Annotated in this window: 27 protein-coding genes; 9 read left to right on the top strand and 18 right to left on the bottom strand. The window is 73.6% G+C overall.

The features are described 5' to 3' along the window. Positions 1-76: 76 nt before the first annotated feature. Complete coding sequence (locus tag ACFRAV_RS25370) at positions 77-1,276, top strand: CAP domain-containing protein (protein WP_382558557.1); 1,200 nt, start codon at positions 77-79, stop codon at positions 1,274-1,276. A 137-nt stretch (positions 1,277-1,413) separates the two neighbouring features. Here ACFRAV_RS25370 and ACFRAV_RS25365 read toward each other — a convergent pair whose 3' ends face one another. After that, a complete protein-coding gene (locus tag ACFRAV_RS25365) occupies positions 1,414-1,932 on the bottom strand; it encodes a YfbM family protein (protein ID WP_382558556.1) in 519 nt (172 codons plus the stop codon). Positions 1,933-1,967: 35 nt separating this feature from the next. Here ACFRAV_RS25365 and ACFRAV_RS25360 point away from each other — a divergent pair, with 35 nt between their 5' ends. Continuing rightward, positions 1,968-2,174, top strand: a complete 207-nt coding sequence (locus tag ACFRAV_RS25360; protein ID WP_382558555.1) for a hypothetical protein — start codon at positions 1,968-1,970, stop codon at positions 2,172-2,174. Here ACFRAV_RS25360 and ACFRAV_RS25355 read toward each other — a convergent pair. The 6 genes from ACFRAV_RS25355 to ACFRAV_RS25330 all read right to left on the bottom strand — a co-directional run bounded on the left by ACFRAV_RS25355 (position 2,164) and on the right by ACFRAV_RS25330 (position 5,829). After that, on the bottom strand, positions 2,164-2,538 hold the full coding sequence (locus ACFRAV_RS25355) for a hypothetical protein (RefSeq protein ID WP_382558554.1): 375 nt from the start codon (positions 2,536-2,538) through the stop codon (positions 2,164-2,166). The genes ACFRAV_RS25360 and ACFRAV_RS25355 overlap by 11 nt on opposite strands. 47 nt (positions 2,539-2,585) lie before the next feature. Next, positions 2,586-3,011: a DUF6924 domain-containing protein gene (locus ACFRAV_RS25350; protein ID WP_382558553.1), complete on the bottom strand. Its 426-nt coding sequence runs from the start codon at positions 3,009-3,011 to the stop codon at positions 2,586-2,588. Positions 3,012-3,113: 102 nt separating this feature from the next. Then, on the bottom strand, positions 3,114-3,971 hold the full coding sequence (mutM, locus tag ACFRAV_RS25345) for a bifunctional DNA-formamidopyrimidine glycosylase/DNA-(apurinic or apyrimidinic site) lyase (RefSeq protein WP_382558552.1): 858 nt from the start codon (positions 3,969-3,971) through the stop codon (positions 3,114-3,116). A 151-nt stretch (positions 3,972-4,122) separates the two neighbouring features. Further along, positions 4,123-4,980, bottom strand: coding sequence for a ribonuclease III (gene rnc, locus ACFRAV_RS25340; RefSeq protein WP_382558551.1), 858 nt, complete (start codon positions 4,978-4,980; stop codon positions 4,123-4,125). A gap of 19 nt (positions 4,981-4,999) precedes the next feature. Continuing rightward, a complete protein-coding gene (gene rpmF, locus ACFRAV_RS25335) occupies positions 5,000-5,173 on the bottom strand; it encodes a 50S ribosomal protein L32 (protein ID WP_052859918.1) in 174 nt (57 codons plus the stop codon). Between the two features lie 2 nt (positions 5,174-5,175). After that, positions 5,176-5,829, bottom strand: coding sequence for a DUF177 domain-containing protein (locus ACFRAV_RS25330; RefSeq protein ID WP_351112073.1), 654 nt, complete (start codon positions 5,827-5,829; stop codon positions 5,176-5,178). Between the two features lie 542 nt (positions 5,830-6,371). Here ACFRAV_RS25330 and ACFRAV_RS25325 point away from each other — a divergent pair. Beyond that, the gene (locus ACFRAV_RS25325; RefSeq protein WP_382558550.1) at positions 6,372-7,613 is read left to right on the top strand and encodes an RNA-guided endonuclease InsQ/TnpB family protein; all 1,242 of its coding nucleotides are present in this window, start codon (positions 6,372-6,374) and stop codon (positions 7,611-7,613) included. 39 nt (positions 7,614-7,652) lie between these two features. Here the strand turns inward: ACFRAV_RS25325 and ACFRAV_RS25320 are convergent, their stop codons facing one another. From ACFRAV_RS25320 to recG, 4 genes are all read right to left on the bottom strand, one after another. Beyond that, positions 7,653-8,813 (bottom strand): cell division initiation protein, encoded by a 1,161-nt coding sequence (locus ACFRAV_RS25320; protein WP_382558549.1) that lies wholly within the window; start codon positions 8,811-8,813, stop codon positions 7,653-7,655. 121 nt (positions 8,814-8,934) lie between these two features. After that, positions 8,935-9,444, bottom strand: coding sequence for a pantetheine-phosphate adenylyltransferase (gene coaD, locus ACFRAV_RS25315; RefSeq protein WP_382558548.1), 510 nt, complete (start codon positions 9,442-9,444; stop codon positions 8,935-8,937). After that, entirely contained in the window at positions 9,441-10,028 is a 588-nt protein-coding gene (gene rsmD / locus ACFRAV_RS25310; protein ID WP_382558547.1) for a 16S rRNA (guanine(966)-N(2))-methyltransferase RsmD, read from the bottom strand. The genes coaD and rsmD overlap by 4 nt, the downstream gene beginning before the upstream one ends. A gap of 59 nt (positions 10,029-10,087) precedes the next feature. Then, positions 10,088-12,295 carry an ATP-dependent DNA helicase RecG gene (gene recG, locus ACFRAV_RS25305; protein WP_382558546.1) on the bottom strand — a complete coding sequence of 736 codons (2,208 nt, stop codon included), beginning with the start codon at positions 12,293-12,295 and terminating at the stop codon, positions 10,088-10,090. A gap of 173 nt (positions 12,296-12,468) precedes the next feature. On the opposite strand from recG, the gene ACFRAV_RS25300 reads away from it, so the two are divergent. From ACFRAV_RS25300 to ACFRAV_RS25290, 3 genes are all read left to right on the top strand, one after another. Next, positions 12,469-14,328 (top strand): HSP90 family protein, encoded by a 1,860-nt coding sequence (locus ACFRAV_RS25300; protein WP_382558545.1) that lies wholly within the window; start codon positions 12,469-12,471, stop codon positions 14,326-14,328. After that, a complete protein-coding gene (locus ACFRAV_RS25295) occupies positions 14,325-17,387 on the top strand; it encodes a tetratricopeptide repeat protein (RefSeq protein ID WP_382558544.1) in 3,063 nt (1,020 codons plus the stop codon). Before ACFRAV_RS25300 ends, ACFRAV_RS25295 begins: the two co-directional genes overlap by 4 nt. A 164-nt stretch (positions 17,388-17,551) precedes the next feature. Continuing rightward, on the top strand, positions 17,552-18,274 hold the full coding sequence (locus ACFRAV_RS25290; RefSeq protein WP_382558543.1) for a DUF4328 domain-containing protein: 723 nt from the start codon (positions 17,552-17,554) through the stop codon (positions 18,272-18,274). On the opposite strand, the gene ACFRAV_RS25285 is transcribed toward ACFRAV_RS25290, so the two are convergent. Beyond that, a complete protein-coding gene (locus tag ACFRAV_RS25285) occupies positions 18,258-19,982 on the bottom strand; it encodes a DAK2 domain-containing protein (protein WP_382558542.1) in 1,725 nt (574 codons plus the stop codon). The genes ACFRAV_RS25290 and ACFRAV_RS25285 overlap by 17 nt on opposite strands. Positions 19,983-20,279: 297 nt before the next feature. On the opposite strand from ACFRAV_RS25285, the gene rpmB reads away from it, so the two are divergent. Then, the gene (gene rpmB / locus ACFRAV_RS25280) at positions 20,280-20,465 is read left to right on the top strand and encodes a 50S ribosomal protein L28 (RefSeq protein WP_108954212.1); all 186 of its coding nucleotides are present in this window, start codon (positions 20,280-20,282) and stop codon (positions 20,463-20,465) included. 206 nt (positions 20,466-20,671) lie between these two features. Here rpmB and thiD read toward each other — a convergent pair whose 3' ends face one another. Both thiD and ACFRAV_RS25270 read right to left on the bottom strand, forming a co-directional pair. Beyond that, positions 20,672-21,490, bottom strand: a complete 819-nt coding sequence (thiD, locus tag ACFRAV_RS25275; protein WP_382558567.1) for a bifunctional hydroxymethylpyrimidine kinase/phosphomethylpyrimidine kinase — start codon at positions 21,488-21,490, stop codon at positions 20,672-20,674. A gap of 52 nt (positions 21,491-21,542) precedes the next feature. Then, positions 21,543-22,508, bottom strand: a complete 966-nt coding sequence (locus ACFRAV_RS25270) for a thiamine-phosphate kinase (RefSeq protein WP_382558541.1) — start codon at positions 22,506-22,508, stop codon at positions 21,543-21,545. A gap of 274 nt (positions 22,509-22,782) precedes the next feature. Between ACFRAV_RS25270 and ACFRAV_RS25265 the strand changes: the two genes are divergently transcribed. Next, a complete protein-coding gene (locus ACFRAV_RS25265; protein ID WP_108954215.1) occupies positions 22,783-23,016 on the top strand; it encodes an Lrp/AsnC family transcriptional regulator in 234 nt (77 codons plus the stop codon). Positions 23,017-23,036: 20 nt separating this feature from the next. Further along, positions 23,037-23,552, top strand: coding sequence for a DUF3515 domain-containing protein (locus tag ACFRAV_RS25260; protein WP_382558540.1), 516 nt, complete (start codon positions 23,037-23,039; stop codon positions 23,550-23,552). A 74-nt stretch (positions 23,553-23,626) separates the two neighbouring features. Here ACFRAV_RS25260 and ACFRAV_RS25255 read toward each other — a convergent pair whose 3' ends face one another. The 4 genes from ACFRAV_RS25255 to ACFRAV_RS25240 all read right to left on the bottom strand — a co-directional run. Further along, positions 23,627-24,043 (bottom strand): hypothetical protein, encoded by a 417-nt coding sequence (locus ACFRAV_RS25255; RefSeq protein ID WP_382558539.1) that lies wholly within the window; start codon positions 24,041-24,043, stop codon positions 23,627-23,629. Positions 24,044-24,104: 61 nt separating this feature from the next. After that, positions 24,105-24,854 carry a class F sortase gene (locus ACFRAV_RS25250; RefSeq protein WP_382558538.1) on the bottom strand — a complete coding sequence of 250 codons (750 nt, stop codon included), beginning with the start codon at positions 24,852-24,854 and terminating at the stop codon, positions 24,105-24,107. Continuing rightward, positions 24,847-25,695: a DUF4397 domain-containing protein gene (locus tag ACFRAV_RS25245; protein WP_382558537.1), complete on the bottom strand. Its 849-nt coding sequence runs from the start codon at positions 25,693-25,695 to the stop codon at positions 24,847-24,849. The genes ACFRAV_RS25250 and ACFRAV_RS25245 overlap by 8 nt, the downstream gene beginning before the upstream one ends. A gap of 111 nt (positions 25,696-25,806) precedes the next feature. Continuing rightward, positions 25,807-26,069, bottom strand: a 263-nt coding sequence (locus ACFRAV_RS25240; RefSeq protein ID WP_382558536.1) for a sigma factor-like helix-turn-helix DNA-binding protein, incomplete at its 5' end; no start/stop codon positions are given.

The raw sequence follows: 26,069 nt of genomic DNA, 5'->3' as shown, positions 1-26,069 counted from the left end.
ACCGCAGCGAAACTCACCCGTACGAGTGATGCGAGTGAGGCGCGTGGACCGCAGCCCGAGAAAGGCCAGCAGAGGAATGGGACGCCACCGACGCTCCGCCGCCGGCCGCAAGGGCAGCGGCGGCACCCCTCGCGCCACCGGCGCCGCCCCGGACGCCGCCGGGCCCCAGCAGGGCCACGAGCAGCAGTACCGGACGACGCACGACTCCTACGGCTCCTACCCCCAGGGTTCCAACAGCCCCTACGGCTACGGCGGGCCCCAGGGGTACGACGGCGGCCACGACGGCTACGACGGCTACGACCAGCACCGTGGGCGCGTCGGCTCGGCGGGCGGGGACCCCTACGCGCGCAGCCACGCCTACCTGTTCGGCACGGAGGAGTCCGCGGTCCCGGCCGGCGCCCAGGACGCCCCGACGACCGCGCTGCCCGCGCAGCGCCCCGCCCCCTCGGGTCCCGCAGGCCCCGCAGGCCCCTCGGGCCACCGGTCGAAGGGGCGGCGGACCCGTCACCCCGTGCGCACCGGGCTGCTGGGCGTCTCCGCGGCGCTGGCGATCGGTGTGGTCGCGGCCGCCACGGGCATGGTGCCGGGCCTGGACACCTACCGGCTGGGCGGCGACGGCGCGATCCGTGCGTTCGACGGCCCGGACAACACCGAGACCCAGCAGGGCGGTGCGGGCGGCCGGGTCGACCCGGGCGCCTCCTCCGGCGGGGCCGGCACCGGTTCGGCGAAGCCCACGCCGACCGCGTCCCCCTCCGCCTCGAAGGAGAAGAAGGAGAAGGCCGAGCCCTCTCCTGAGCCCACCGCCGAGAAGACCACCGAACCCGAGAAGCCGGCGCCCACCACCAAGACGGCCGAGCCCCGCAAGCCGGCGTCCGGCGGCAGCGCGGACCTCTCGCAGGAGGACGCCGCCCGGGCGCGGGTCCTGCAACTGGTCAACCAGGAGCGGGCCTCCGCCGGCTGCAGCCCGGTCAAGGCCGACAGCGGGCTCACCGACCTGGCCGACGACTTCAGCCGGGCCATGGCCGAGCAGGACTTCTTCGACCACACCGACCCCAGCGGCGCCACGCCGTGGGACCGCGCGGCGGCGGCCGGCGTCGACAACCTGGGCGGCGAGAACATAGCCCGCGGCCAGGCGGACGCGGCGGCGGTGATGGACGCCTGGATGAACAGCGAGGGCCACCGGGCGAACATACTGAACTGCGACTTCAAGACCCTCGGGGTCGGCGTCCACTTCGCCTCCGGCGGCCCTTGGTGGACCCAGGACTTCGGCTACTGAGCCGACCGCCGGGGCTGCGGCACCGGCGCGCTGAACGGTGACGACGCCGGGCGTCGGGCTTACGAGCTCGACGCCCGGCGCCGTTTCGCTTCCCCCGGACTCCGGCCGGAGGCGGGATCTGCCGCCGGGTGAAGGCGTCAGTCGAGCCACACGAGCATGGCGTGGTCCGCCGCCGCGGCAGCCTCGAAGAACCGGGTCAGGCCGTCGTACCAGTGACGTCCCCACTCGAGCGCTCCGGGCTCGTGCCACCCGAGGGGGTACACGCCGGTCAGCGGATAGACCTCGGCCTCGGCCAGGTCGGCTGGATCCACGCCACTGACGAGTTGGTCGTACGTGGTGGCCCGCAGTTCCGCCGCCGCGTACCGCACGCGCTTCGCGGGCAGGTACCTCGGCGGTCCGTAACCCCAGTCCTCGTCCTCGGCGAACGGCTCCTCGCCGTGGACGGCGTCCACCGGGAAGTCGGCACGCTCCAGGAGGAAGCCCAGCAGGTTCCAGGTCTTGTAGGTACTGAAGTGACGTGCTTCGCCCGGCGCGGGTTCCGACTCCTCCTCGGCGTCCTGGACCTCCTCCGTGAGGTCGAACGCCCAGTCGGGGTCCTGTATCGCCCGGTCGAGCTCCGCAGCCGTGACGCGCAGGTACTCACCGATCATGCTCATGGCCAGAGAATCTATCCTTTGGCCCAGGGGGTGCCGTGAACGATCAGGACTGGTATGGCGACAGCGACCCCGAAGGCGTGGTGGAGCGGTCGGAGCGGGTGACGCGGGCGGGCTGGGCCGCGATCGCGGGGGTCTCCGGACTGGTCGGCGCCGTCACGGCCGCGGTGGTCGTCGTCCTCGGTGTCGTCCTGGTCGCGTTCTTCGGCGGGATGGTCTACGTCGTCATGACCGTCACGCGGTAGAGGCCGGTGCGACGGTCACCTCGACGCCGCGTCCGCGGAGGAACAGCGCCAGCACCTCCATCTCGACGAGCGTGCCGAGGAGCCCGTCGTCGGCGAGACGCGCGGCCTCCGCGCGTGCTTCGGCGAGGGACAGGTCCCGCGCGTCCCGGAGGGCCTGGAGCACCGGGACCAGGCTCGGCGCGTCTCCGGAGAGGCGGAGCAGCGCGGGTCCGTGGGCCAGCAGCAGGGCTTGTCGGATGTGCTCGGGCGCGACGGGACCGCTGTCCTCGTCGCACCACCCGTTCGGGCAGTCCGCGCATCGCCCCTCGGTGCCCCAGCGCATCCTGCCACCATGGAAGAACTGGCCCACGTCGATGTCCGTCACGCCTCCGCACTCCCCGCACCGGCCGGTGACCAGCACTCCTTGCGTGATCAACCGGCGTCCCCCCAACCGCGGAACCAGCCCTCCGCGTCCGCCGCGTCGGCGAAGTCGGCGAAGTCGGCGTTGGCGATGCTGAGGTTGGCGGACACCTCGGGATACCACCGGGCCGGGACCCGGAACGTGCGGCCGGGTTCGTCGTGGAGGTCGACGGCCAGCAGTGGGAACTCCGGGTCGGCCAGGGTGGTCGCGTCCGCGAGGAAGACGTAGGTCAGCCGGTCCTCCTCTTCGGCAGCGGCCTCCTCCTCGATCAGTGCCTGGAGCGGCACGTCGGTGAAGCGGGGATCGCTGACACAGGTGGCGTGCCCGTGGCCGTCAGCGGTGTCGAGCGCCTCGCGCACCGCCGCCCAGGCGGTGTCGTCGGCGAAGTCGGTGCGCAGGACCGTCGAGGCGAGGTCGTCCGGTGGTGGCAGGGGCATGCCTGTCATCCTGTCATCTGGGCGGTGAGCCGGGCGAGGGCATTCACGTCAGGGCCACGACAATGGTTCCCGGCCCGCCCGCCTCGCGGAAGGCGCGGGGTGTCACGCGGCGCGGGGCGGCCTCTGGCAGCGGGGGCAGAAGTAGCTGGACCTGTTCATCCACGGGTGGCGCCGCATCGGGGTGCCGCACCGGCGGCACGGCAGGCCCTCGCGCCCGTACGCGTCGAGCGAGCGGTCGAAGTACCCGGACTCGCCGTTCACGTTGACGTAGAGGCTGTCGAAGCTGGTTCCGCCCACGTCGAGGGCCTCGGTCATCACGTCACGCACGTGCCCGAGCAGGTCGGCCGTGCGGGGGCGGGTGAAACCGGCCGTGGGGCGTTCGTAGTGCACGCGGGCGCGCCACAGCGCCTCGTCGGCGTAGATGTTGCCGACGCCGCTGATCAGCGACTGGTCCAGCAGCGCCCGCTTGACGGTGGTGCGGCGCCGCCGCAGAGCCTGGTGGAACGCCTCGTCGTCGAAGAGCGGGTCCAGCGGGTCGCGCGCGATGTGCGCGATCACGTCGGGCAGTCCCTCGGCGTCGGTGGGGTGCAGCGAGAGCCCGCCGAAGGTGCGCTGGTCGACGAAGCGCAGCTCGGTGCCGAGGGCGTCGTCGAAGCGGACGCGGACGCGCAGGTGCTTCTCGTCCGGGGCGGTGTGCGGCTGGACCAGGAGCTGCCCGCTCATGCCGAGGTGGGCGAGGACGGCCTGGCCGGCGTCCTCCAGCGGGAGCCACATGTACTTGCCGCGGCGGCTCGGCACGCCGATCCGGTGACCGGTCAGCCTGCGGGCGAAGTCCTCCCCGCCCGCCAGGTGCCGGCGCACGGCACGCGGGTGCAGCACCTCGACGGCGTCGACGGTGCGGTGGGCGACCCAGCGTTCCAGGCCGCGCCGGACGACCTCGACCTCGGGCAGTTCGGGCATGGCGGCTCTCCGTCTTCCCCGTGGGAGTGGGCGAGGTGGGAGTGGGCGAGCGCCCGCCCCCGGTCGGTCGGGGACGGGCGCTCACGAACGTACGGCGACGGACCGGACCGGACCGGCCCGCGCCCAGGGGCACGGCCGGACCGGACGCGGATCAGGCGGACGCCTGCTCGGCGTCCGTCGTCCCGCCGTCGCGCGGTGCGGCGGCCTCTTCGGGGGCCTCCTGGGAGGCTCCGTCCGAGGCGTCGACGGAGGAGGCGGTCGCGGCGGCGGCCTCGGTGGCCTCCGCCTTGGCGCGCTCGTCCGCGGCGGCCCGGATGGCCCGCCAGGCGGACTCCGCGGCCTGCTGCTCCGCTTCCTTCTTGCTGCGGCCGGTGCCGGTGCCGTACGAGACGCCTCCGACGCGGGCGGCAGCGGTGAAGGTCTTCTCGTGGTCGGGCCCGGTCTCCGTGACCAGGTACTCGGGAACGCCGAGCCCCTCGGTCGCGGTGAGCTCCTGGAGACTGGTCTTCCAGTCCAGGCCGGCGCCCAGGTTCGAGGACTTCTCGATCAGTGGGTCGAAGAGGCGGTGCACCAGCTCCGCCGCCGCGTCCAGGCCCTGGTCGAGATAGACCGCGCCGATCACCGCTTCAAGGGTGTCGGCCAGGATGGATGCCTTGTCCCGGCCGCCCGTGCCCTCTTCACCGCGGCCCAGCCGGATGAAGGAACCGAGGTCGAGCCCACGGCTCACCTCGGCCAGCGCACGCGAGTTGACCACCGCGGCCCGGAGCTTGGCCAGCTGGCCCTCCGGGAGGTCGGGGTGGACCCGGTACAGCGTGTCCGTGACCACCAGACCGAGCACGGAGTCCCCGAGGAACTCCAGCCGCTCGTTGGTGGGCAGACCGCCGTTCTCGTACGCGTAGGAACGGTGGGTCAGTGCACGCACCAGAAGGGCGGACTCGAGCTTGTACCCGAGCCGCCCTTCCAGAAGCGTGTGGGACGAGGCCGTGTCCGCCTTCTTGGCGTTGGACATGGAGCCTCTCACCAGCCGCTCAGACCTCGAGGACCTGGCGCTTGTTGTACGTGCCGCAAGACGGGCACGCGATGTGCTGCTGCTTGGGCTCGTGGCAGCGCTCGCACGACACCAGGGTGGGGACCGCAGCCTTCCACTGCGACCGGCGGTGACGCGTGTTGCTGCGCGACATCTTCCGCTTCGGAACAGCCACGGCTACTTCTCCTGCTTCTCGTCGGCGCGTGCTGACTGAGGCGCGCCGCCGCTCATCTCGTCCTTCTCGCCGGGTTCGAGTGAACCTGCGAGTCCCTGCAGTGCCGCCCAACGGATGTCGACGGCGTCATGGTGGTGGTCCGGGTCGTCCGCCAGCCGCACCCCGCACTCGGGGCACAGACCAGGGCAGTCTTCCTGGCACACCGGCTGCATCGGCAGTGCGAGTACCACCGCGTCACGCAGCACGGGCTCGAGGTCGAACATGCCGTCCTCGAGATACAGAGTGTCCTCGTCGTCCTCGGCGTCGTCGCCGGCGTCCGCCTTGGGGCGGCCCCGGTCGTCGGCGTCAGGGTACGAGAACATCTCCTGGAAGTCCGCCACGAGCTGACGCTCGAGCGGCTCCAGACACCTTACGCACTCCCCCTCGGCCTTCGCACGGGCGGTCCCCGTGACGAGGACGCCCTCCAGGACCGACTCCAGCCGGAGCTGGAGCTCCAGCGGCCTGCCCTCCGGCACACCGATGACGTCGGCGATGCCGAGGTCCCGGGGCGCGTCGACCGTCCTGGTCAGGCGCCGCAGCGCACCGGGCCGCCGCCCCAGCTCATGCGTGTCGAACACGAGAGGGTCACGGTGGTCGAGGCGGGCGTTCTGAGCCATTCCAGCCTTAGATCTGCGAGGTGAAGAGGGGGGAATCGCGCCCAGAGGGCACGACCGAAGAGCCAGGATACTGGACGTTTCGACCGGCACCCAACTGGCCCCCCTCGATCCTACGCTCCGTCGCGGACGGCTACTGAAATTCCTTCGCAGTACATCAAGCTTCGGTCGCTGGTGAAGCGAATCTGCCAGTGGTGACGTGCAGCGCAGCGGTGTCTTCCAGGTGGAGCCGGGCAACGCTTCACCCGGGCCGGTTCTGACTGCTTGGTGTACCACCTCACGTGACGGCGACCTCGAGCGGGGCTCACCAGGAGGTGGACGTGAGCGACCGCCCTCGATCTCGCCGTCGCCCACACACCGGTTCGCACGCGAGGTCCGCAGAGACCGCCCACACGACATCGCCCATGCACTTGAGGCGGGTGTCAGCGAACTACTTGCGCCGGAACACGATCACGAACACCAAACGAACGTGCGTCTCTCGCTTCAGTGACGGACAGTTCCGATCAACGACCTTTTGCGTACATTCAGCTACGTAGAGTGATGTCATGCAGCTCCGGTACGCCTTCCGTGTGTACCCGGACGCCGGTCAGCGGATCGCGTTGGCGAAGGCGTTCGGGTGTGCCCGCGTCGTCTACAACGACGCGGTGCGCGCCCGTGAGGATGCCCGCAGGGACGGCCTGCCGTTCCCGACGGCGGGTGAGCTGTCCGTCCGTCTGATCACCCGGGCGAAGAAGACTCCGGGGCGTGGGTGGCTGGGGGAGGTGTCGGCGGTGGTGCTGCAACAGTCCCTGCGCGACGCCGACACCGCGTTCCGGAACTTCTTCGCCTCCCTGACCGGTGCCCGCAAGGGCCCGAAACTGGGGCCGCCGCGGTTCAAGTCCCGCAAAGACACCCGGCAGTCGATTCGGTTCACCGCCAACGCCTGCTGGCGCATCGACAATGCGGGGCGCCTGTGTCTGCCGAAGATCGGCGCGGTGAAGGTGAAGTGGTCCCGCACCCTGCCCTCCACCCCGTCCTCGGTCACCGTGATCAAGGACAGCGCCGGCCGGTACTTCGCCTCGTTCGTCATCGACACCGATCCGGCCGCCGACGCCACACGCATGCCCGACACGGAGCAGACCGTCGGCATCGATCTGGGGCTGACGCACTTCGCGGTCCTGTCCACAGGGGAGAAGATCACCTCACCCCGCTTCCTGCGCCGCGCGGAGAAGAAACTCAAGAAGGCCCAGCGCGAGCTGTCCCGCAAGCAGAAGGGATCGAGGAATCGTGAGAAGGCCCGGCTGAAGGTCGCCCGCGCTCACGCCCAGGTCACGGACGCGCGCCGCGAGTTCCATCACCAGCTCTCCAGCCGGCTGATCTCCGAGAACCAAGGAATCGCCGTGGAGAGCCTGTCGGTGGCGGGGCTGGCGCGTACCCGGCTGGCGAAGAGCATGCACGATGCGGGCTGGTCACGGTTCGTCGCCATGCTCGAGTACAAGGCGAAGAGGTACGGACGCACCCTGGTGAAGATCGACCGGTTCGAGCCGAGCAGCCAGGTCTGCTCGGCGTGCGGGGTCAAGGACGGCCCCAAACCTCTCCACGTCCGGGAGTGGACGTGCGGCGCGTGCGGAGCGGTCCACGACCGCGACGAGAACGCCGCGAAGAACGTGAAGACGGCCGCCGGACTGGCGGTGACAGCCTCCGGAGCGCCGATAAGACCGGGACCCGTCCCGGCACAGCGCAGTGAAACAGGAAGCCACGGATTCCCTACCGGACCCCGTGCCGCGCAGCGGGACGGGGTCCGGTAGGGAAGGCCAGAATCCTCGGGCTTCAACCCGAGGAGCAAGTCACTGTCCGCGGCCCTGCTCGTAGGCCCGCAGCTGTTCGGGGGTGATCATGCCGGTGTCGAAGAAGCTGGTCTCGTCCAGCGCGCGGCCCTCCGGGGCGGGCGCCTGGTAGCCGTAGCCCTGGTCGTAGCCGTGCTGCGGCTGCTGCTGGGCCTGCTGCGGCTGCTGCTGGCCGTAGGCGGCGTACGGGTCCGCCTGCTGGTAGTCGTAGCCGTAGCCCTGCGAGTGCCCGCCCTGCTGGTCGTAGCCGTAGGAGGCCGCGGCCGGCTGGGGCTGCTGGTAGCCGTACGGGTCCTGGGCCGGCTGCTGCTCGTAGCCCTGCTGGTCGTACTGCGGCTGCTGCTGCTCGTAGGGCGACTGCTGGTCGTACTGCGGCTGGTGCCGCACCTGCTGCGGGAGCTGCGGCTGCGGCCGCTCGGCGCGCCGCTCCGGGGCCTGGGCGGCGTCCGCGAGGCCCGCCAGGAAGTCCTCGTCGCTCTCGTGGGCGAGCGGCATGCCGTCCTCGCCCAGCGGCAGGTCGGCCAGCGCGTCGGAGGCGATCCGGCCCTGCAGCTTGTCCCGGCCGCGGCCGACCGCCTCCAGCGTCTTGGCGAGCACCGCCTCGAAGGCGCCCAGCTTGAGGTCGACGTAGCTGTCGGCGTCGCGGCGCAGGGTCTCGGGGTCGTGGCTGCGCTCGGGGGCGTCCTCGTCCTCGTAGCCGTTCTCGTCCACACCGGGGCCGGTGCCGAGCAGCTTCTCACGGCCGCGGCCCACCGAGCCCAGGGTCTTGGTCAGGACGACCTCGAAGTTGGCGAGCTTGGAGTCGACGTAGTCGTCGGCCTCGGCACGGATCTCCTCGGCCTCGGCGCGCGCCTCGGTGAGGATGCGGTCGGCCTCCTGCTGGGCCTGGTGGTGGATCTCGGTGCCGGAGATGAGGGAGGCGCGCTCGGCGTGGGCGCCCTCGACGATCCGGTCGGCCTCCTCGCGGGCCTGCTGGACCATCGTCTCGCGGCCGCCGATCAGCTCCTGGGCCTGGGCCAGCGAGCCGGGCAGGGCGTCCCTGACCTCTTCCAGCAGGGAGAGGAGTTCGGCGCGGTTGACCACGCACGAGGCCGACATCGGCATCGACCTGGCACCTGACACCATGCCGACGATCTCGTCGAGCTTGTTCTGCACGTCCACCTGGACTCGCCACTCTCTACAGCTGGTTGGAGACGGACGGGACGACTGTACGGCGACCGCCGCCCGTCCGGCACGATGGGCGGGACGTCGCTGCGTCCCCGGCGCGTCGCCGCCGTGCGGATCAGTTCCCGCGCAGCCGCCCGGCCAGCGCCGCCAGGACGGTCGGCGGCACCAGGTGGGCGACGTCGCCGCCCCAGGCCGCGACCTCCTTGACGAGCGAGGAGGACAGGAAGCTGTATGTGGGGTTGGTGGGGACGAAGAGCGTCTCCACCCCGGAGAGGCCGTTGTTCATCTGGGCCATCTGCAGCTCGTAGTCGAAGTCGCTGACCGCGCGCAGTCCCTTGACGATGGCGGGGATGTCGCGCTGCTTGCAGAAGTCGACCAGCAGGCCGTGGTGGGACTCGACGATCACGTTGGGGCAGTCCGAGGTCACCTCCCGGATCAGCTCCATCCGCTCGTCGACGGTGAACAGGCCCGACTTGTTCTGGTTGATCATCACGGCCACGTAGACCTCGTCGTACAGACGGGAGGCCCGGGCGATGATGTCGAGGTGTCCGTTGGTGATGGGGTCGAACGACCCGGGACAAACGGCGCGGCGCACGTGGAATCCCTCGCTCTCCGGTCCGGTCATGGCGCGTCCTCGCTGGTGGAGGCGGCGTGACCGTACCAAAAGGTGCCTTCTCCGTAACGGCGGGACCTCAGCGGTTCGAAACCGTGCGGCCAGCGGAATTCGCCGCCTCTGGTGCTGCGCTCCACGGTGACGAGCGCCTCGTCGGCGAGCCAGCCTCCGGAGCGGAGTGTGAGGAGAATCTCCCGGAGATCGTCGTCGGTGACCGCGTACGGCGGGTCGAGGAAGACGAGGTCGTAGGGGGCGCCCGGCGGCGGTCCCTGGACCACCTGCTCGGCCTTGGCGTTGCGGACCTCGGCGCCGGGCAGGCCGAGCGAGCGGACGTTCTCCCGCACCGTGCGGGCGGCCCGGTTGTCGGCCTCCACCAGCAGGGCGTGCGCGGCGCCGCGGCTGAGCGCCTCCAGGCCGACCGCACCGGAACCGGCGTACAGGTCCAGGACGCGCTCGCCCTCCAGAGGGCCGCCGAGCAGCGCCTCCCAGGTGGACAGCAGGCCCTCACGCGCCCGCTCGGACGTGGGACGGGTGCCGTTGCCCGGGGGGACGGCCAGCCGGCGCCCTCCCGCGGTCCCGGCGATCACGCGGCTCATCTGCTGCTCAGGTCCTCTTCGCGGTCCGACGGTGGATATGACGATCGGTCCCCAGTCTCTCAGCCCTTCTCCAGGTACTGCTCGCGGTCCTCGTCGAGGAGTGCGTCGAGGGCGGCGCGCAGCCCCGGGTGGGCCGTGAGGCCGGGGTCCTCGGCGACGGTGGCGGCGGCCTCCTCACGGGCCTGGGCGATGACCTCCTCGTCCTCGATGACGGCGAGGACCCGCAGCGAGGAGCGGGCTCCGGACTGGGCCTGGCCGAGCACGTCGCCCTCGCGGCGCTGCTCCAGGTCGATCCGGGAGAGCTCGAAGCCGTCAAGGGTGGAGGCGACCGCGCCCAGCCGCTGCCGGGCGGGGCTCGCCTCGGGGGCGTCGGTGACCAGCAGGCACAGGCCGGGGGCGGAGCCGCGGCCGACCCGGCCGCGCAGCTGGTGCAGCTGGGAGACGCCGAAGCGGTCGGCGTCCATGATCACCATGGCGGTGGCGTTGGGGACGTTCACGCCGACCTCGATGACGGTGGTGGCGACCAGGACGTGCGTCTCGCCCGCGGCGAAGCGGCGCATCACAGCGTCCTTGTCGTCCGGGTGCATCCTGCCGTGCAGCACCTCCACCCGCAGTCCGGCGAGGGGGCCCTTCGCGAGCTGTTCGGCGACCTCCAGGACGGCCAGCGGCGGCCGCTTGTCGGCGGTCTCGGCCTCCTCCTTCTTCCTGCGGCTCTTCGGGTCGTCCTCCTCGTCGCCGATGCGCGGGCAGACCACGTAGGCCTGGTGGCCGTTCTCCACCTCCTCGCGGACCCGCTCCCAGGCGCGGGCCAGGAAGTGCGGCTTGTCGGCGGCGGGCACCACGTGGCTGGCGATCGGCGAACGTCCGGCGGGCAGCTGGTCCAGGACGGAGGTCTCCAGGTCGCCGAAGACCGTCATCGCCACCGTGCGGGGGATCGGGGTGGCCGTCATGACCAGCAGGTGGGGCGGCTGCTTGCCCTTGCCGCGCAGGGCGTCGCGCTGCTCCACGCCGAAGCGGTGCTGCTCGTCGACGACGACCAGGCCGAGGTCGTGGAACTGGACCTTGTCCTCGATCAGGGCGTGGGTGCCGATGACCAGGCCGGCCTCGCCGGTGGCCAGGTCGAGCAGGGCCTGGCGGCGGGCGGCGGCGCCCATGGAGCCGGTGAGCAGCACGACCTTGGTGGCGTGCTCGGCGCCGCCCAGCATGCCGCCCTGGGCGAGGTCGCCCATCATCTCGGTGACCGAGCGGTGGTGCTGCTGGGCGAGCACCTCGGTGGGCGCGAGCATCGCGGCCTGTCCTCCGGCGTCGACCACGGCGAGCATGGCCCGCAGCGCGACCAGTGTCTTGCCGGATCCGACCTCTCCCTGGAGGAGGCGGTGCATGGGGTGTTCGGTGGCGAGGTCGTCGAAGATCTCCTTCGAGACCTTCCGCTGGCCTTCGGTGAGGGTGAAGGGGAGGCGGTCGTCGAAGGCGGTGAGGATGCCGTCCGGGGTGGGCCTGCGGGGTACGGCGGGCAGCTGGGCGTCGGCGTGGCGGCGGCGGGCGAGGGCGACCTGGAGGACGAAGGCCTCGTCCCACTTGAGGCGGGAGCGGGCGTCCTCCACGTCGGCCGGGGTCTGCGGCCGGTGAATCTTGAGCAGGGCCTCGGGCAGGGGGACCAGGCCGCGGCCCTCGCGGAGGGTGTCCGGGAGCGGGTCGACGGCCTCCTGGGCGCTGGGCAGCACCGTCTGGACGGCCTTGGCGAGCTTCCAGGACTCCAGCTTGGCGGTGGCGGGGTAGATCGGGATGAGCGCCCCGGCCCAGCTGTCGACCGTCTCGGCGGCGTCCTCGCCGCGCAGCAATTCGTATGCCGGATGCGCCAGTTGAAGCCGGCGGTTGAACATGGAGACCTTGCCGGCGAACAGCGCGCGGGTGCCGGGGAGCAGGTCCTTGTGCGGCTTGTGGACGCCGTTGCCGAAGAACACCAGCTGGAGGCGGCCGCTGCCGTCGGTGATGGTGACCTCCAGGCGCTGCCCCTTGCCGCGGGGGGCCCGGCTGGAGGCGAAGGTGTGCAGCCGCGCGTCGGCGACCTGGGCGACCACGGTGACGTGCTCGTCCATGGGGAGTTCGGCGAGCCTGGTGAGGCGGCCGCGCTCCTCGTACCGGCGCGGGTAGTGGTGCAGCAGGTCGCCGACCGTGTGCAGGCCGAGGTTCTCGGCCATCACCTTCGCGGTGGCGGGGCCGAGCACCTTCTTCAGGGGTTCTTCCAGTGCGGGCACGCCCCCCATTCCACACCACGGGTGCGACAGCCCTGCGGAATGGCTGTGGAAACTCCTGGTCAGGTGTGTTCTTCAGCTTCTAGGATGGCGCGTCCGGCCACCACTGACCCGCGGTCCACCGCCCCATACGGTGCCGCCCGACCCCGCGCCGACCCCTTGCCTCCCCCACCGGCGCCGTGACGATGGACTCCCAGACCTCGAAGCCGTCCCAGCCCGCACCCACCGCCCCGCACTCCTTCCAGGTCGACCTGCGCGGTCTGGTGGACCTGCTCTCCCACCACCTGTACTCCAGCCCGAAGGTCTATCTGCGCGAGCTGCTGCAGAACGCGGTGGACGCCGTCACCGCGCGGCGCGCGGAGGATCCGGACGCCCCGGCCCGCGTGCGGCTGCACGCCCGGGGCGGGACCCTGCGGGTGGAGGACACCGGCGTCGGCCTCACCGAGGAGGACGTCCACAACCTGCTGGCGACCATCGGCCGCAGCTCCAAGCGGGGCGACGCCGCCTCGCTGGAGTCGGCGCGCTCGGGGTTCCTCGGGCAGTTCGGCATCGGTCTGCTGGCCTGCTTCCTGGTCGCCGAGGAGATCCGGGTGGTCAGCCGCAGCTCCCGGACGCCCGGGGCGCCGCCGGTGGAGTGGCTGGCCACCGACGACGGCTCGTACACGGTGCGCACGCTGCCCGACGACGCCCGCGCCGAGCCCGGCACCACGGTGCACCTGCGGGCGCGGGCCGGGGCGGCGCAGTGGCTGGAGGAGGAGCGGGTGCTGAAACTGGCCCGCGACTTCGGCTCGCTGCTGCCGTACGACGTGCGGGTGAACGACGAAGCGGTCACCGACCTGCCGGCGCCCTGGGACCGGTCGTACCAGAGCCCGGCGACCCGGCGGGTGGCGCTGGCGCGGCACTGCCGCGACCTGTTCGGCTTCACCCCGCTGGACTCGATCGACCTGGACGTGCCGGTGGCCGGGGTGCGCGGTGTGGCGTACGTGCTGCCGGCCGCGGTCAGCCCGGCGCAGCGGGCCGGTCACCGCGTGCACCTCAAGGGCATGCTGCTGACCGACCGGGCCGACGAACTGCTGCCCGACTGGGCGTTCTTCGTGCGGTGCGTGCTGGACACGGACACCCTGCGGCCCACGGCCTCGCGGGAGTCGCTGTACGAGGACGAGACGCTGGCGGCGGTGCGGGAGGCGCTGGGCGAGCGGATCCGGTCGTGGCTGACGGGGCTGGCGGCGGGCGACCCGGACCGGCTGACGGCGTTCCTGGCCGTGCACCACCTGGGCGTGAAGGCGCTGGCCCGGCACGACTCCGAGATGCTGCGGGTGATGCTGCCCTGGCTGCCGTTCGAGACCACGGACGGGCAGCTGTCGCTGGAGGAGTTCGCCCAGCGGCACAAGATCGTGCACTACACGCGGACCGTGGAGGAGTACCGGCAGGTCTCCGCGATCGCCTCGGCGCAGGGCGTCGGCGTGGTCAACGGCGGTTACACCTACGACACCGAGCTGGTGGAGGCGCTGCCGTCGGTGCGGCCGGGGTCGGTGGTCGCCGAGCTGGACGCGGACGTGGTGACGGCCCACCTGGACTCGGTCGACCCGTCGGTGGAGCTGGCGCTGCAGCCGTTCCTGGCGGCGGCGCGGACCCGGCTGGACGCCCTGGGCTGTGACGTGGTGCTGCGGGCCTTCCACCCGATGACGGTGCCCGCGCTGCACCTGGACGACCGCTCCGCCCGCCACGAGCAGGCGCGGGCGGAGGCCGAGGAGCAGGCCGACGACCTGTGGTCGGGCATCCTCGGCTCTCTGCGGGGCGGCGCGCCGCGCGCCCGCCTGGTGCTCAACCATCTCAACCCGCTGATCCGGCGCCTGGGTTCGCTGACGGACCCGGAGCTGGTCGGCACGGCGACGGAGTCCTTGTACGGTCAGGCGCTGCTCATGGCGCAGCGGCCGCTGCGGCCCGCGGACACCGCGCTGCTCAACCGTGCGTTCCTCGGCCTGCTGGAGTGGGCCACGCACGGCGACGCCACGCCCGGCGACAACGAGGAGGACGTCCGTTGAGTTCCGTCACCGGCCTGGACGAGCTGCGCCGTGCGATCGCGGAGAACGGCGAGCGGCCCGAGGGCCCGGCGCGCAACGCGCGGGCCGAGCAACTGCTGGCGGACGCCGAGTCCTTGGGCGTACCACTGGCCGTGATCGAGGCGCTGGGCCACCAGCTGACCGTCTACAACTACAGCTCGGAGAAGGACAAGGCGTTCGTGCCGTTCGCCCGGCTGCTGCGGATGTGGGACGAGCGGCCGGAGGACTTCGACGCCTACGAGACGCACTCGCTGTTCTGGCGCTTCAAGTGGATGTCGACGGGGATGCTGGGGCAGCCGCACATCCCGCTGGACGCCATGGAGAACTGGCTGGAGGAGATGGAGCGCCGCTACCGGCTGGCGGGCCACTCCGAGCGGGCCGTGCGGTCCTGCGAGTTCCACGTCGCCAGTCACGTCGGCGACCTGGAGCGGGCGGAGCGCGCCTACCGGGCGTGGATGGCAGCGGACCGGGACCGGATGGCCGACTGCTACGCCTGCGAGCTGCAAGGGCAGGGCTGGTGGCAGGTGACGGGCGGCCACGACGCGGAGGCGCTGGAGGTGTGGGGTCCGGTCCTGGAGGGCCGCTTCACCTGCGCCCACGAGCCGCACAACGTGCTGGCGTCCTCGCTGCTGCCGCTGCTGCGGCTGGGCCGGCTCGACGAGGCGAAGGCGAACCACCTGCGCGGTTTCCGCCTGGTGCGGGCGACGGAGAGCATGCGGTCCTCCTACGCCGAGCACGTGGAGTTCTGCGCGCTGACCGGCAACGAGGCGCGGGCGCTGGAGCTGCTGGCGCAGCGGCCGGCGTACTTCACCGACGACGGGCACCCGTCGAGCAAGAAGGACTACCTGGCGGTGACCGCGCTGCTCATGGACCGGCTGGTGGCGCTGGGCATGGGCGCGAGGCAGGTGCCGGGGCCGGCCGGCCGTGACTGGACGGCCGCCGAGCTCGCCGCGCACGCGCGGGAGGAGGCGCTGTCGCTGGCGGAGGCCTTCGACCGGCGCAACGGCACCTCCTACGTGAGCGACCGGGTGCGGGAGCGGATGGCGCGCGAGCCGCTGGTGGAGCGTCTGCCGCTGGGTGTGCGGGTCTCCGTCGCCACGGTGGCGCCGCGGCCGGCCGCCCCGGCGGGGGCGGCCGCGTCCGGGTCGTCCCCGCAGGAGCGGCTCGGGCTGGCGGAGCTGCTCGCCGAGGCGCGGCGGCGGTCGGAGGCGCTGATGCCGAGCGCGGTGGAGGCGTGGGAGGCGGTGGAACGGGCCGCCGCGGGCACGGTTGGCGCCGCGGGCACGGGTGTGACCGGTACGGCGGGCGTGGCAGGCGCGGGCGTGACCGGCGCCGCCGGTGCGGGAGCCGCGGGCGCGGGCGTGAGCGCCACCGCGGGGGTGACCGGTGCCGCGGGCTCCGCGGACGACGTGGTGCTCACCGCGCGGGACCGCGCGGAGATCGCCGAGCACCGGGCGATGGCTCTGGGCCCCGACGGTCTGGACCTGTTCGCCACCGCCGCCACGCTGTACGCCGAGGCGGGCGACCTGGGCGAGGCGCTGGCCGCGCGGGCCCGCGGGGTGTACGCGCGGACGCTGTCCGGCAAGCTCGACGGGGTGCTGGAGGACGTCACCGCGCCGTACCGGCAGTGCCTGGCGCTGTTCGCGGCCGGGGACACCGGGGTGCGGCAGACCGCCTCCGTGCTGATGGCCAGGGCGCGGGTGCTGCTGCGGCTCGCCCAGGGCGCGGACGGGCAGGAGCCCGACCCCGCGGCGGAGGCCGAGGCCGTGGAGGGAACCCGGGAGGCGGCCCGCGAGGTGCTGGCCTTCGTCGCGGAGCACGCCCCGGGCACCGAGGACCCGCACCTGGTCTCCCGGACCGCCGAGGCGCACGCGATGCTCGGCGACCTGGCCGGGTCCGCCGAGGAGGCGGTGCCCGAACTGACGGTGGCGGTGCGGCAGTTCCTGGACGCCGGGCTGCCCTGGTACACGGTGGAGTACGAGTCGCGGCTGGCCGCGATCGCCCACCACCTGGACGACCCGGAGACGGCGGCGCTGCACCTGCGGGCCGCGCTGGAGCACGGCGGGGACGCGCTGCCGCCGGCCGGGCACGCCCATCTCCACCTGCAGCTGGGCGAGGTGCTGACCGAGTGCGCGGACGGCGGCGCGGCGGTGGCCGAGGCCGCCGACCACGCGCTGGAGGCCGCGCACTGGGCCGACGAGTCCGGTCAGGGCGCCACGCTGGGCGCCTACGCGCGGCACCGTCTCGGCGGCCTGCTGCACCGGCAGCGGCGCTGGGCGGAGGCGGCGGAGGTCATGGAGTCCACGCTGCCCGACCTGTCGCCCGAGACGCACGGCGACGGCGTGGTGGTGCAGACCCTGTGGTGGCTGGGCGACTGCCTGGCCGCCCTCGGCGACCACCGGGACGCCGCCGAGCGCCGGCTTCAGGCGGCCGAGCTGGCGGCGCACTGGCCGGAGCAGCAGGACCACGCGACGCTGGCGCACCTCGCGGCGGAGTCGCTGTCGCGGGCCGAGCTGCCGTCCGAGGCGGACGCCGCGTACGCGCGGGCCGGGGAGCTCTGGCGTGAGCTGGGCGACCTGCCGGGGCAGGTCCGGGCGCTGCGGGCACGGGCCTGGCTGGCGGCCGAGGACGACGTTCCCGCCGCCCGAGCGCTGATGGAGCAGGCGCTGGGGGCGTGCCGGGAGGCGGCCGCCGCCGCCGAGGAGGACGCCGAGCTGCTGCCCGCGGCGGCGGAACTCGCGGGCACGCACCATCAGTTCGGCGGGCTGCTCGCCGACCACGAGGGGCCGTCGGAGGAGGCGCACGAACACCTCGCGGAGGCGGCGACGGGGTTCGCGGCCCTGGGCGAGGTCGCCCGGGCGGCCCACGCGGACGCCCTCCTCACCCTGGGACGCCTGGAGTCCGCCCTCGGCCGGCCCGCCGACGCGGCCGCCCGCGCCCGCGAGGTCCTCGCCGCCTGCGACGCGGACCCCGACCCGTCCGGTCCGCTGCACTCCCGCCGCTCCGACGCCGAGGCCCTCCTCCAGGAAACGGCCTCCTGACCCCGGTCCGGACGTCCCGCCTCCAGGGCCCCGCGCGGTGCGCGGCCCGCGGGGGGCGGGACGTCCGGAGCCGCACGAGGGCTGCCGCCCGCGTGAGCGGGGAGAACCCGTCGCCGGTCCCCTCTCGGCCCCTCCCCTCCCTTTCTCAGCCTCCGGGATCCTCCATGTCCGCGCCCAGCGCCCTTCGTCCGCCCGCCGCCGTCCCGCGCACGGTGCGGCCCGCCTCGCGGGGCCCGCTCATCGCTCTGACCGCCCTGCTGGCCGCGGCGGCGCTCACCGACCTGTTCGCCGTGTACGCCGGCGTGCGGCTGCGCGGGCTGCTCGGCGGGGACCAGGGCTTCACGGCCGTGCCCGTGGACGAGCTGCGTTCCGCGCTCGAGCTGTACGGGACGACCGCGGGGCGCTCGCAGCTGGTGGCACACCTCTTCTGCGCGGTCGCGTTCCTCGTCTGGTTCACCGCGATGCGCCGCGCCTCGGGACCGCTGGCGCCGGAGGGTTTCCGCCAGGGCGCCGGCTGGGCGCTCGGCGCGTGGTTCGTCCCGCCGGCGAACTTCGTGCTCCCCCACCGGGTCGCCGTCGACATGTGGCGGGCCTGCGCCCCCGCATCGTCGAAGGGGCGCAGGCCGCTGTGGCCCGTCAACCTCTGGTGGGGGCTGTTCCTCGGGACCGCCCTGCTCAGCCGGTGCGGCGCCGCGAGCCTCGACCTGGCCGGGACGCTCCCTCGGTTGCGGGCCGCCGTGGCCCTGTCCACCGTGAGCGACCTGCTGGCCGTCGCCGCCACGGGGGCCGCCGCGTACTTCGCCGTCCGGCTCACCACCATGCAGCGCGCGAAGGCACGCCTGGCACAGCCCGACCCGGCCGCCGGTGAGGTCACTCCACGCCGATGAGCAGGGGGGCTCCCTGGGTGCCGCCGTGGTGGACGATGGTGTCGACGGCGAGGTGGCGGTCGTGGACGTGGGCCTCGAGGGTGGCGGCGAGGGTGGCGGGGGCGGTGTCGTCGAGGACCAGGGTGACCAGTTCGCCGCCCGCGGAGAGCATGCGGTCCAGGACGTCGAGGGCCACCGCGGTGACGTCGGAGCCGATGAGCGCAACGTCGCCCTCGACCATGCCGAGCACGTCCCCCGGCTGGCAGATGCCGGCCATGGTCCACGCCTGCCGGTCGGCGACGGCCACCTCGGCGAACCGTGTCGCGCCGGCCGCGGAGGTCATGGACACCACGTCCTCGTCGAAGCTGCGCTCCGGCTGGTGGACGGCGAGCGCGGCGATCCCCTGGACCGCGGCGCGGGTGGGGATGAGGGCGACGCGGATGCCCTCGGCACGGGCCTGTTCCGCGGCGGCGGCGGCCGTGCGGCGCAGTTCGTCGTCGTTGGGCAGCAGCACCACCTCACGGGCGTGCGCGGCGCGGACGGCGTCCAGCAGTTCCTCGGTGGAGACCGGCCGCCCGGGCGGCGCGAGCACCGTGGAGGCGCCCGTCCCGGCGCACAGGGCGGCCAGCCCCTCGCCGGGCAGGACCGCGACGACGGCCCGCCGGCTCGGCTCCGGCGGGGTGTCCCGGCCGCCCGTGCGCCAGGCGGCGGCGTCGGCGGCGAAGTGCGTGATCCGGATCCGGTGCGGCCGCCCGGTCTCGACCGCGGCCTCCACCGCGGCCCCCGGGTCGTCGACGTGGACGTGGACGTTCCACAGCCCGTCGCCGCCGACCACCACCAGGGAGTCGCCGAGCGCGTCCAGCCGCCCGCGGAGCCGGTCGACGGCCGCGTCGTCGCACCCGTCCAGGAGGAAGATCACCTCGTAGGCCGGACCGTCACCGCCCTCGCCGTGCCCGTGTGTCCCGCATCCGGCCGCGGCCTCGGCGGCCGCCGCCGCGGGGGCCTTCGCCTCCGCCCCGGCCACCGGTCCGCCGTCCGGACGGGTCACCGGCGTGATGCCGGGCCGCTCCCCGGTGAGCGCCTCGACCAGCGCGCCCAGGACGGCGACCAGCCCGCGTCCGCCCGCGTCGACCACACCGGCCCGGCCCAGCGTCTCCAGCTGTCCCGGCGTCCGGGCGAGCGCCTCGCAGGCGCCGCCGTAGGCGGCCCGCGCGACCGCGCCGCAGTCCGCGTCGGCGCCGGCCGAGGCCGCCGACGCGGCGGAGGCCGCGGTGGCGGCCGCCGCGGCGGCCGAGGCGACGGTCAGGACGGTGCCCTCGACGGGGCGCGCCACCGCGTCCCAGGCGGAGTCGGCGGCCCGCCGCAGCGCCGCGCACAGCCCGTCGGCGTCCGCGTGGGGGGCCTTGTCGTCGAGGCCGTCGGCCAGGCCGCGCAGCAGCTGCGCGCAGATCGTGCCGGAGTTGCCCCGGGCGCCGACCAGCGCGCCGTGGGCCATGGCCCGCATGGCCTCGGAGAGGGAGGGACGGGCCCCGCCGGCGAAGGCGTCCTCGACGCCGGCCGCGGCCGACTCGAGGGTCAGGTAGAGATTGGTCCCGGTGTCGCCGTCGGGCACCGGGTAGACGTTGATCGCGTCGATCTCCTCGCGCGCCCGTCCCAGCGCGGCGAGCGCGAGAGCGCACCAGGCGCGCACGGTGGATGCGTCGAAGAACGTCTCCGGCACCTTCGGCACCCTGCGCCTCCCTGATGTGATGGTCTGCTGGACCGGAAGGCAGCGTAGTCCCCGCCCGCGCCCCCGGCGCTCCCCGGTGCCCCCCGGTCCTCCGGCGGTGGCTCCCCGTGAGGGGCTCCGGGCGGGTCGACGGCCGCTCCGTGGTAGTTTCGTTGTACGGACGCAGTCGTTGTATGCTGCTCCGGTTGCCCGATCCGTTCGGGCCATTCCCCTGGCAAGGCCACTCAGATCCCTTCGATCCGACCCCTGGCATGCCGGGGTCCACCGTAAGTGCATCTGAAGTCTTTGGAGTGACCCGTGGCTGCCAACTGCGACGTCTGCGGCAAGGGCCCGAGCTTCGGCAACAACATCTCGTTTTCGCACCGCCGTACGCCCCGTCGCTGGAACCCCAACATCCAGCGCGTTCGTACCGTGGTGGGCGGGACGCCGAAGCGCGTGAACGCTTGCACCTCGTGCATCAAGGCCGGCAAGGTCTCGCGCTGACGTCCACCACCCGCTCTCCCGGGACTCCCCGGGTTGCGGGGACATCACGCGCGGCCACTGCTGGTTCGCTGCATTGAGCCGGTCCACGATTTCCGTGGACCGGCTTTCTGCTGTCCGGATCCGCCGTTCCGGGTGAGCACGCCGTCCCGGGTGAGCCCGGCGGGGCGGGTGCGGGACAGCGGGGCGGGTGCGGGACGGCCGACCCGTCACCGTCCGCGGGTGCGCCAGCCGTGGTCGACGGGGCCGATGCCCGAGCCGAGCCGGAACCCGGCGGCTATCGCGCCGGTGACGTACTCCTTCGCCCTCGCCACAGCCTCCGGCACCGGCAGTCCGAGCGCCAGGTGGGAGGCGATCGCGGAGGCGAGGGTGCACCCGGTGCCGTGGGTGTGCCGGTTGTCCAGCCGCGGCGCCCGCAGCAGGTGTTCCTCGGTTCCGTCGGTCAGCAGGTCCACCGCCTCGCCCGCGAGGTGACCGCCCTTGACCAGCACCCAGCGCGGCCCGAGCTTCAGCAGGGCCTCGGCGGCCCGCCGCATACCGGGCTCGTCCTCCACCCGCACGCCGGTGAGCTGGGTCACCTCGTCCAGGTTCGGGGTCACCACGGTGGCCGCGGGCAGCAGCCGGTGGCGCACCGCGTCGAGGGCGGAGCCGGCCAGCAGCGGGTCGCCGTGCTTGGAGACGCTCACCGGGTCGACCACCGCCGGGGCCCCGGTCGAGCCGATCAACTCGGCGACCAGCTCCACCAGTTCGACGGAGGACAGCATCCCGGTCTTGACGGCGTCGACGCCGATGTCGTCGGCCACCGCCCGGTACTGGGCGCGCACCGCCTCGGCCGGAAGGTCCCAGACGCCGTGCACCCCGCGCGAGTTCTGCGCGGTGACGGCGGTCAGCACGCTCATGCCGTGCACGCCGAGCGCCAGCATCGTCTTCAGGTCCGCCTGGATGCCCGCGCCGCCGCCGGAGTCGGACCCGGCGACGGTCAGCACCAGCGGCGGCGCCCCGGCACCGGCGGTTCCCGGCTTCTCCACGTCCGCCTCCTCCACGTCCGCCCCCTCCAGGTCCACCTCCCCCACGTCCGCCTCAGTCCTCCATGTCCGCGAAGTGGTCCCAGCCGCCCTTGCGGGTCCAGGGGGCGCCGTCCACGGTGACCTGGGGCAGCGCCGACGGGTTGAGGACCTCGCCGATCACCTTCCACCGCGCGGGCAGCTTCACGTCGGGCGGGAAGGTGGCCACGATGGCGTGGTCCTCGCCCCCGGTGAGCACCCACTGCAGCGGGTCGACGCCGACCGCGGAGCCGATGTCGTTCATCTGCGTCGGGATGTCCAGCGCGCCGGAGCGGATGTCGATGCGGACCTTGCTGGCCTCCGCGATGTGCCCCAGGTCGGCGATCAGGCCGTCGCTGACGTCGCACATGGCGGTCGCGCCGAGCGAGGCCGCGGCGGGACCCGCGTGGTACGGCGGCTCGGGGCGGCGGTGCGCCTCCACGAAGGCGCGCGGCGAGCGGAACCCGCGGGAGAGCACCGCGTAGCCGGCCGCCGACCAGCCCAGCCAGCCGGTGACCGCGACCAGGTCGCCGGGCTGTGCGCCGGCCCGGGTCACCGGCTCGTGGTTGCGCAGGTCGCCGAGGGCGGTGATGGAGACGGTGATGGTGTCGCCGCGGACGACGTCCCCGCCGACCACGGCCGCGCCGGCCACCTGGCACTCGTCGCGCAGGCCGTCCATCAGCTCCGTCGGCCAGGTCACCGGGAGGTCGGCGGGCAGCACCAGGCCGAGCAGCAGGGCCGTCGGCACGGCGCCCATCGCGGCGATGTCGGCCAGGTTCTGCGCGGCGGCCTTGCGGCCGACGTCGTACGCGGTCGACCAGTCCCGGCGGAAGTGGCGGCCCTCGATCAGGATGTCGGTGCTCGCCACCACGCGCCGGTCGGGTGCGGAGACCACGGCGGCGTCGTCGCCCGGACCGAGCCGGACCGCCGGGGTGGTGGTGAGCCGGGAGGTGAGCTCCCTGATGAGCCCGAACTCCCCCAGTTCCCCCACGGTTCCCTTCACCGCGTCTCACCGTTCCCTTCAGCCGTCGTTGTGCCGGGTATCAGTGTCATGCGTATCCCCCTGTGTACATGTCGGCGGGGTCCGTCCGCGCATCGGGCCGCCCGGTCCGCAGGTCGCGGGCCGTGCGGCGGCCGCGGAGGGCGTCAACCCGCGCCGGGGAGTGCACTCGGGCGCGCGAGCCCTTGATCGGCGAGGTCTCCCCCCGGAGTGGGGCTACGCGATACCGTGGCGTTCCTTTTCCCCACACGATCCTCGAAGCCGCCCTGGAGGTTCCGTGGTACAGGCGTACATCCTCATCCAGACGGAGGTAGGCAAGGCGTCCTCCGTCGCCGACACGATCAGCAAGTTCTCCGGTGTGATCCAGGCCGAGGACGTGACCGGGCCGTACGACGTGATCGTGCGGGCGCAGTCCGAGTCGGTCGACGAGCTCGGCCGCATGGTGGTCGCGAAGATCCAGGGGGTGGACGGCATCACGCGGACACTGACCTGCCCGGTCGTGCATCTGTAGCCCCCGTCTACCCTGGGCCGGTGCGTTCCTTCCGTCACCGGCCTCGTTCCCGTGCCCGTCGCACCCGTCCGCTCGCGTCGGCGGGCGTGGCCGGGCTGCTGCTCCTGGCTCCCGCCTGCTCTTCGGCAGACGACCGGGCCGAGGCGGCGGTTCCCGCTCCGGGCAAGGAAGTGGCCGGACTCTGCCGTGCGCTGGACGAGGCGTTGCCGGGGACGGTGGTCGACGAGGACCGCTCCGACCCCGAGCCGCAGTCCGAGTTCACGGCGGGCTGGGGAAGCCCGGCGATCATACTCCGCTGCGGCATTCCGCGACCCCCCGTGATGAGCGATCCCGAGCAGGTGCCGGTGGACATCGACGGGGTGGCGTACGTCATGGAGGAGCTGGGCGACGGCGGATACCGCTTCACCACGGCCCTGCGCCGGGCGTACGTGGAGGTCACCGTCCCCAAGGAGGTGGCCGCGGAGAGCGGCTCCTACCCGCTGGTCGACCTGGCTCCCATGATCAAGAAGACCGTCCCCAAGGGCGTCGCGGACTGAGCTTCCCCGAGGACGTCGCCGCCCGACGGGCGCCGGAGGCCCCTCCCGCCGTGCCGTGCCGCGCCCCACTGTCCCTAGCCGCCGAGCTCGCGGACCCGTCGGAGGACGGCGCGCAGGCGCTGCCGGAGGGTGGTGGCGGGTCCGGCGTGGGGCGGCGGGGCGTGGCCGGACCGGCGGCTGCCGGACGGCTCCGGCGGGCGCCCGGTGCGAGGTTGCGGGACCGGGGGCCCGTGCGGCGGACCGGCCCGCGGCGCGGGCGTCGCCTCCGGCTCGGCGAGCCCTTCGGCGATGCGCCGCCAGACCCGTTCCGGGGGCGCGGCCGGCACGTCCCGCTCCTGCACCCCGCGCGCGGCCGCGACGACGAGCGCGGTGCGGCGCAGTTCCTCCCGGCAGCGCGCGCACCGGGCGAGGTGACACAGGACGGGATCGTCGGCCGGGGCTTCGTGGCCCAGGGCGATGTCCATCAGGCGGGTCGGGTCGACGTGCGCCACCGTTGTCTTCCTTGTCGCTGTGCCGTGCCGCGTACCGCGCCGCCCGGCGCCGCCGTCGCTCTCACGCGGGGACCGGTTCGGCGACGACGACCAGGTTGGCCCGGTAGCCGCCCTCGCCGGCGACGTAGGGCGGGGCACAGGTGATCAGGGTGAGGACGGGAGGGCCGTCCCGGCGGAACACCGCGGACGGCAGGGCGTCGTCGGGCACCGTCGTCCGGGCGGTGACGCGGTAGCGGACCGGATCGGCCCCCTCGCGCCACACCTCCACCTGGTCGCCCGGCTCCGCCTCGCGCAGCAGCGCGAAGGTGCCGAGGGCTCCGGTGACGTCGTCGAGGTGCCCGGCCGGCACGGCGGACCCGCGGTCGCCGCCCGGGGCGGGGCCGTGGCGGTACCAGCCGGCGACGGCCGGGTCGGACGGGACGGACATGTCCCCGTGCCGGGTGACGCCCACCGGCAGCACGGGTGCGTCCAGCCCTATCGCGCGCACCAGCACGCGCAGGGGGGCGTTCCGCTGTCGTTCGTCCCCCGCGGGCACCGGCGTGCCGGGCCGAGCGGCCGGGGCGGACGGCGCGGGCGCGGGAGCGAGGGACGGCACGGCCGCCGACCCCGAAGGCGCGGCCGCGGCGCGCGGCCGCGCGGCGGTGGCCGGGTCGGGTACGGCGGCCGTGCCGGGTGCGGTGAGGTCGGCGAGGGCGGGCCCGAAGTCGGGGACCCCCTGGACCTCTTCGGTCCGCTCCTCGACCGCGACGACCGCCGCCAGGGCGGCGATCGTCGTGGCCAGGGCGACGAAGCGGCCCGTCCGCTCACCCACGGCGTTGCGCCGCGCGGCGGACCAGGTGGACGCCGGTCAGAGTGACCGCGCCGGTGACGGCGGCCCATGCCAGCCAGGCGTCCGGGGAGTTCTGCATGGTTCCGGCGGCCTGGGCGCCGCCCGCGGGGACGGCCTTCGGGGTGCTGCCCATGCCGCTGAGCGTCTGGGTGGCCAGGGCGAGGTTCTTGTCGTTCGCGCTGCCCCAGGCGTAGACGATGTTGTCGCTGCCCTCCTTGAGGTTCAGGTCGGCGGGGCCGATCGCCACGGTGTCGGTGCCGGCGAGCGTCACGTCGGCCGAGACGGTTCCGGCGTCCACCACGGTGGAGGCCTGGTTCGGGTTCGTCAGTCCCTCGAACACGGCCTGTCCGCCGGCCCGGACGTCGACTGCCGGTGCCGCGGCCACGTGCCGCACGGTCAGGCGGGCCTTGCCGGCGTCGATCTTCGACGTGTCGTTGGTGAAGGTGGTCAGCATGGGCTTGCCGTCGGCGGACAGGTGCGCGGCGATCGTGGCGTTGGCTCCCTCGGGCACCTTGACCGTCTTCTCCAGGGCGGGGGTGCCGTCGGGCCCCTGGCCGGCCTTGAAGAGCTCTATGTCGTAGGTTCCGGCGTCCAGGTCCTGGGGCTGGGTGACGGTGCCGGGCTTGAAGTCGCCGAGCAGCCGGTCGCCGTTGGCGTAGACGTCGACGGTCATTCCCGGCACGCCGTGGAAGACGGACACCTTCGCCGTCTCGGCCGCCCTGTCGCTGTCGCCGGCGGCCACAGCCATGGGGGCGGCGACGCCGAGGGCGAGAGCGCAGGCGCCGGCGGAGGCGGCGAGGCGGAAGGGGGTGCGGGCGGTCATGGCAATCATCCCTTCTCGGAGGTCCGCGCGGTCCCGCGCGGTCTCGTTCTCTGTTCGCGCGCGGCGTCCCGTACGGATGCACACGGCGGACATTTTTCTCAATTCGCCCGACTACCCCTCCCTGCCGACGGTGACCCCCTGGTCGATCGCCGCGCGCAGGCGGTGCAGGCCGCGGCGGGTGTGGCTCTTGACGGTGCCCAGGGGGAGGCCGGTGCGTTCGGCGATGCCGGCCTGGGTCAGGTCCTGGTAGAAGGCCATGCACAGCACCTCGCGCTGGCCGCGGGGCAGCCGGGAGAGGGCGTCGACCAGGAGCACCCGGTCGAGGACGTCGGGGGGGGCGCCGGCGGGGCTGTCTATTATACACATCCCCGAGC

Origin of the sequence: Streptomyces sp. NPDC056600, assembly GCF_042792855.1 — a bacterium.
GTDB lineage: Bacteria > Actinomycetota > Actinomycetes > Streptomycetales > Streptomycetaceae > Streptomyces.
Note: the sequence above shows the minus strand (reverse complement) of the source record. Positions and strands in the feature narration are given on the sequence as shown.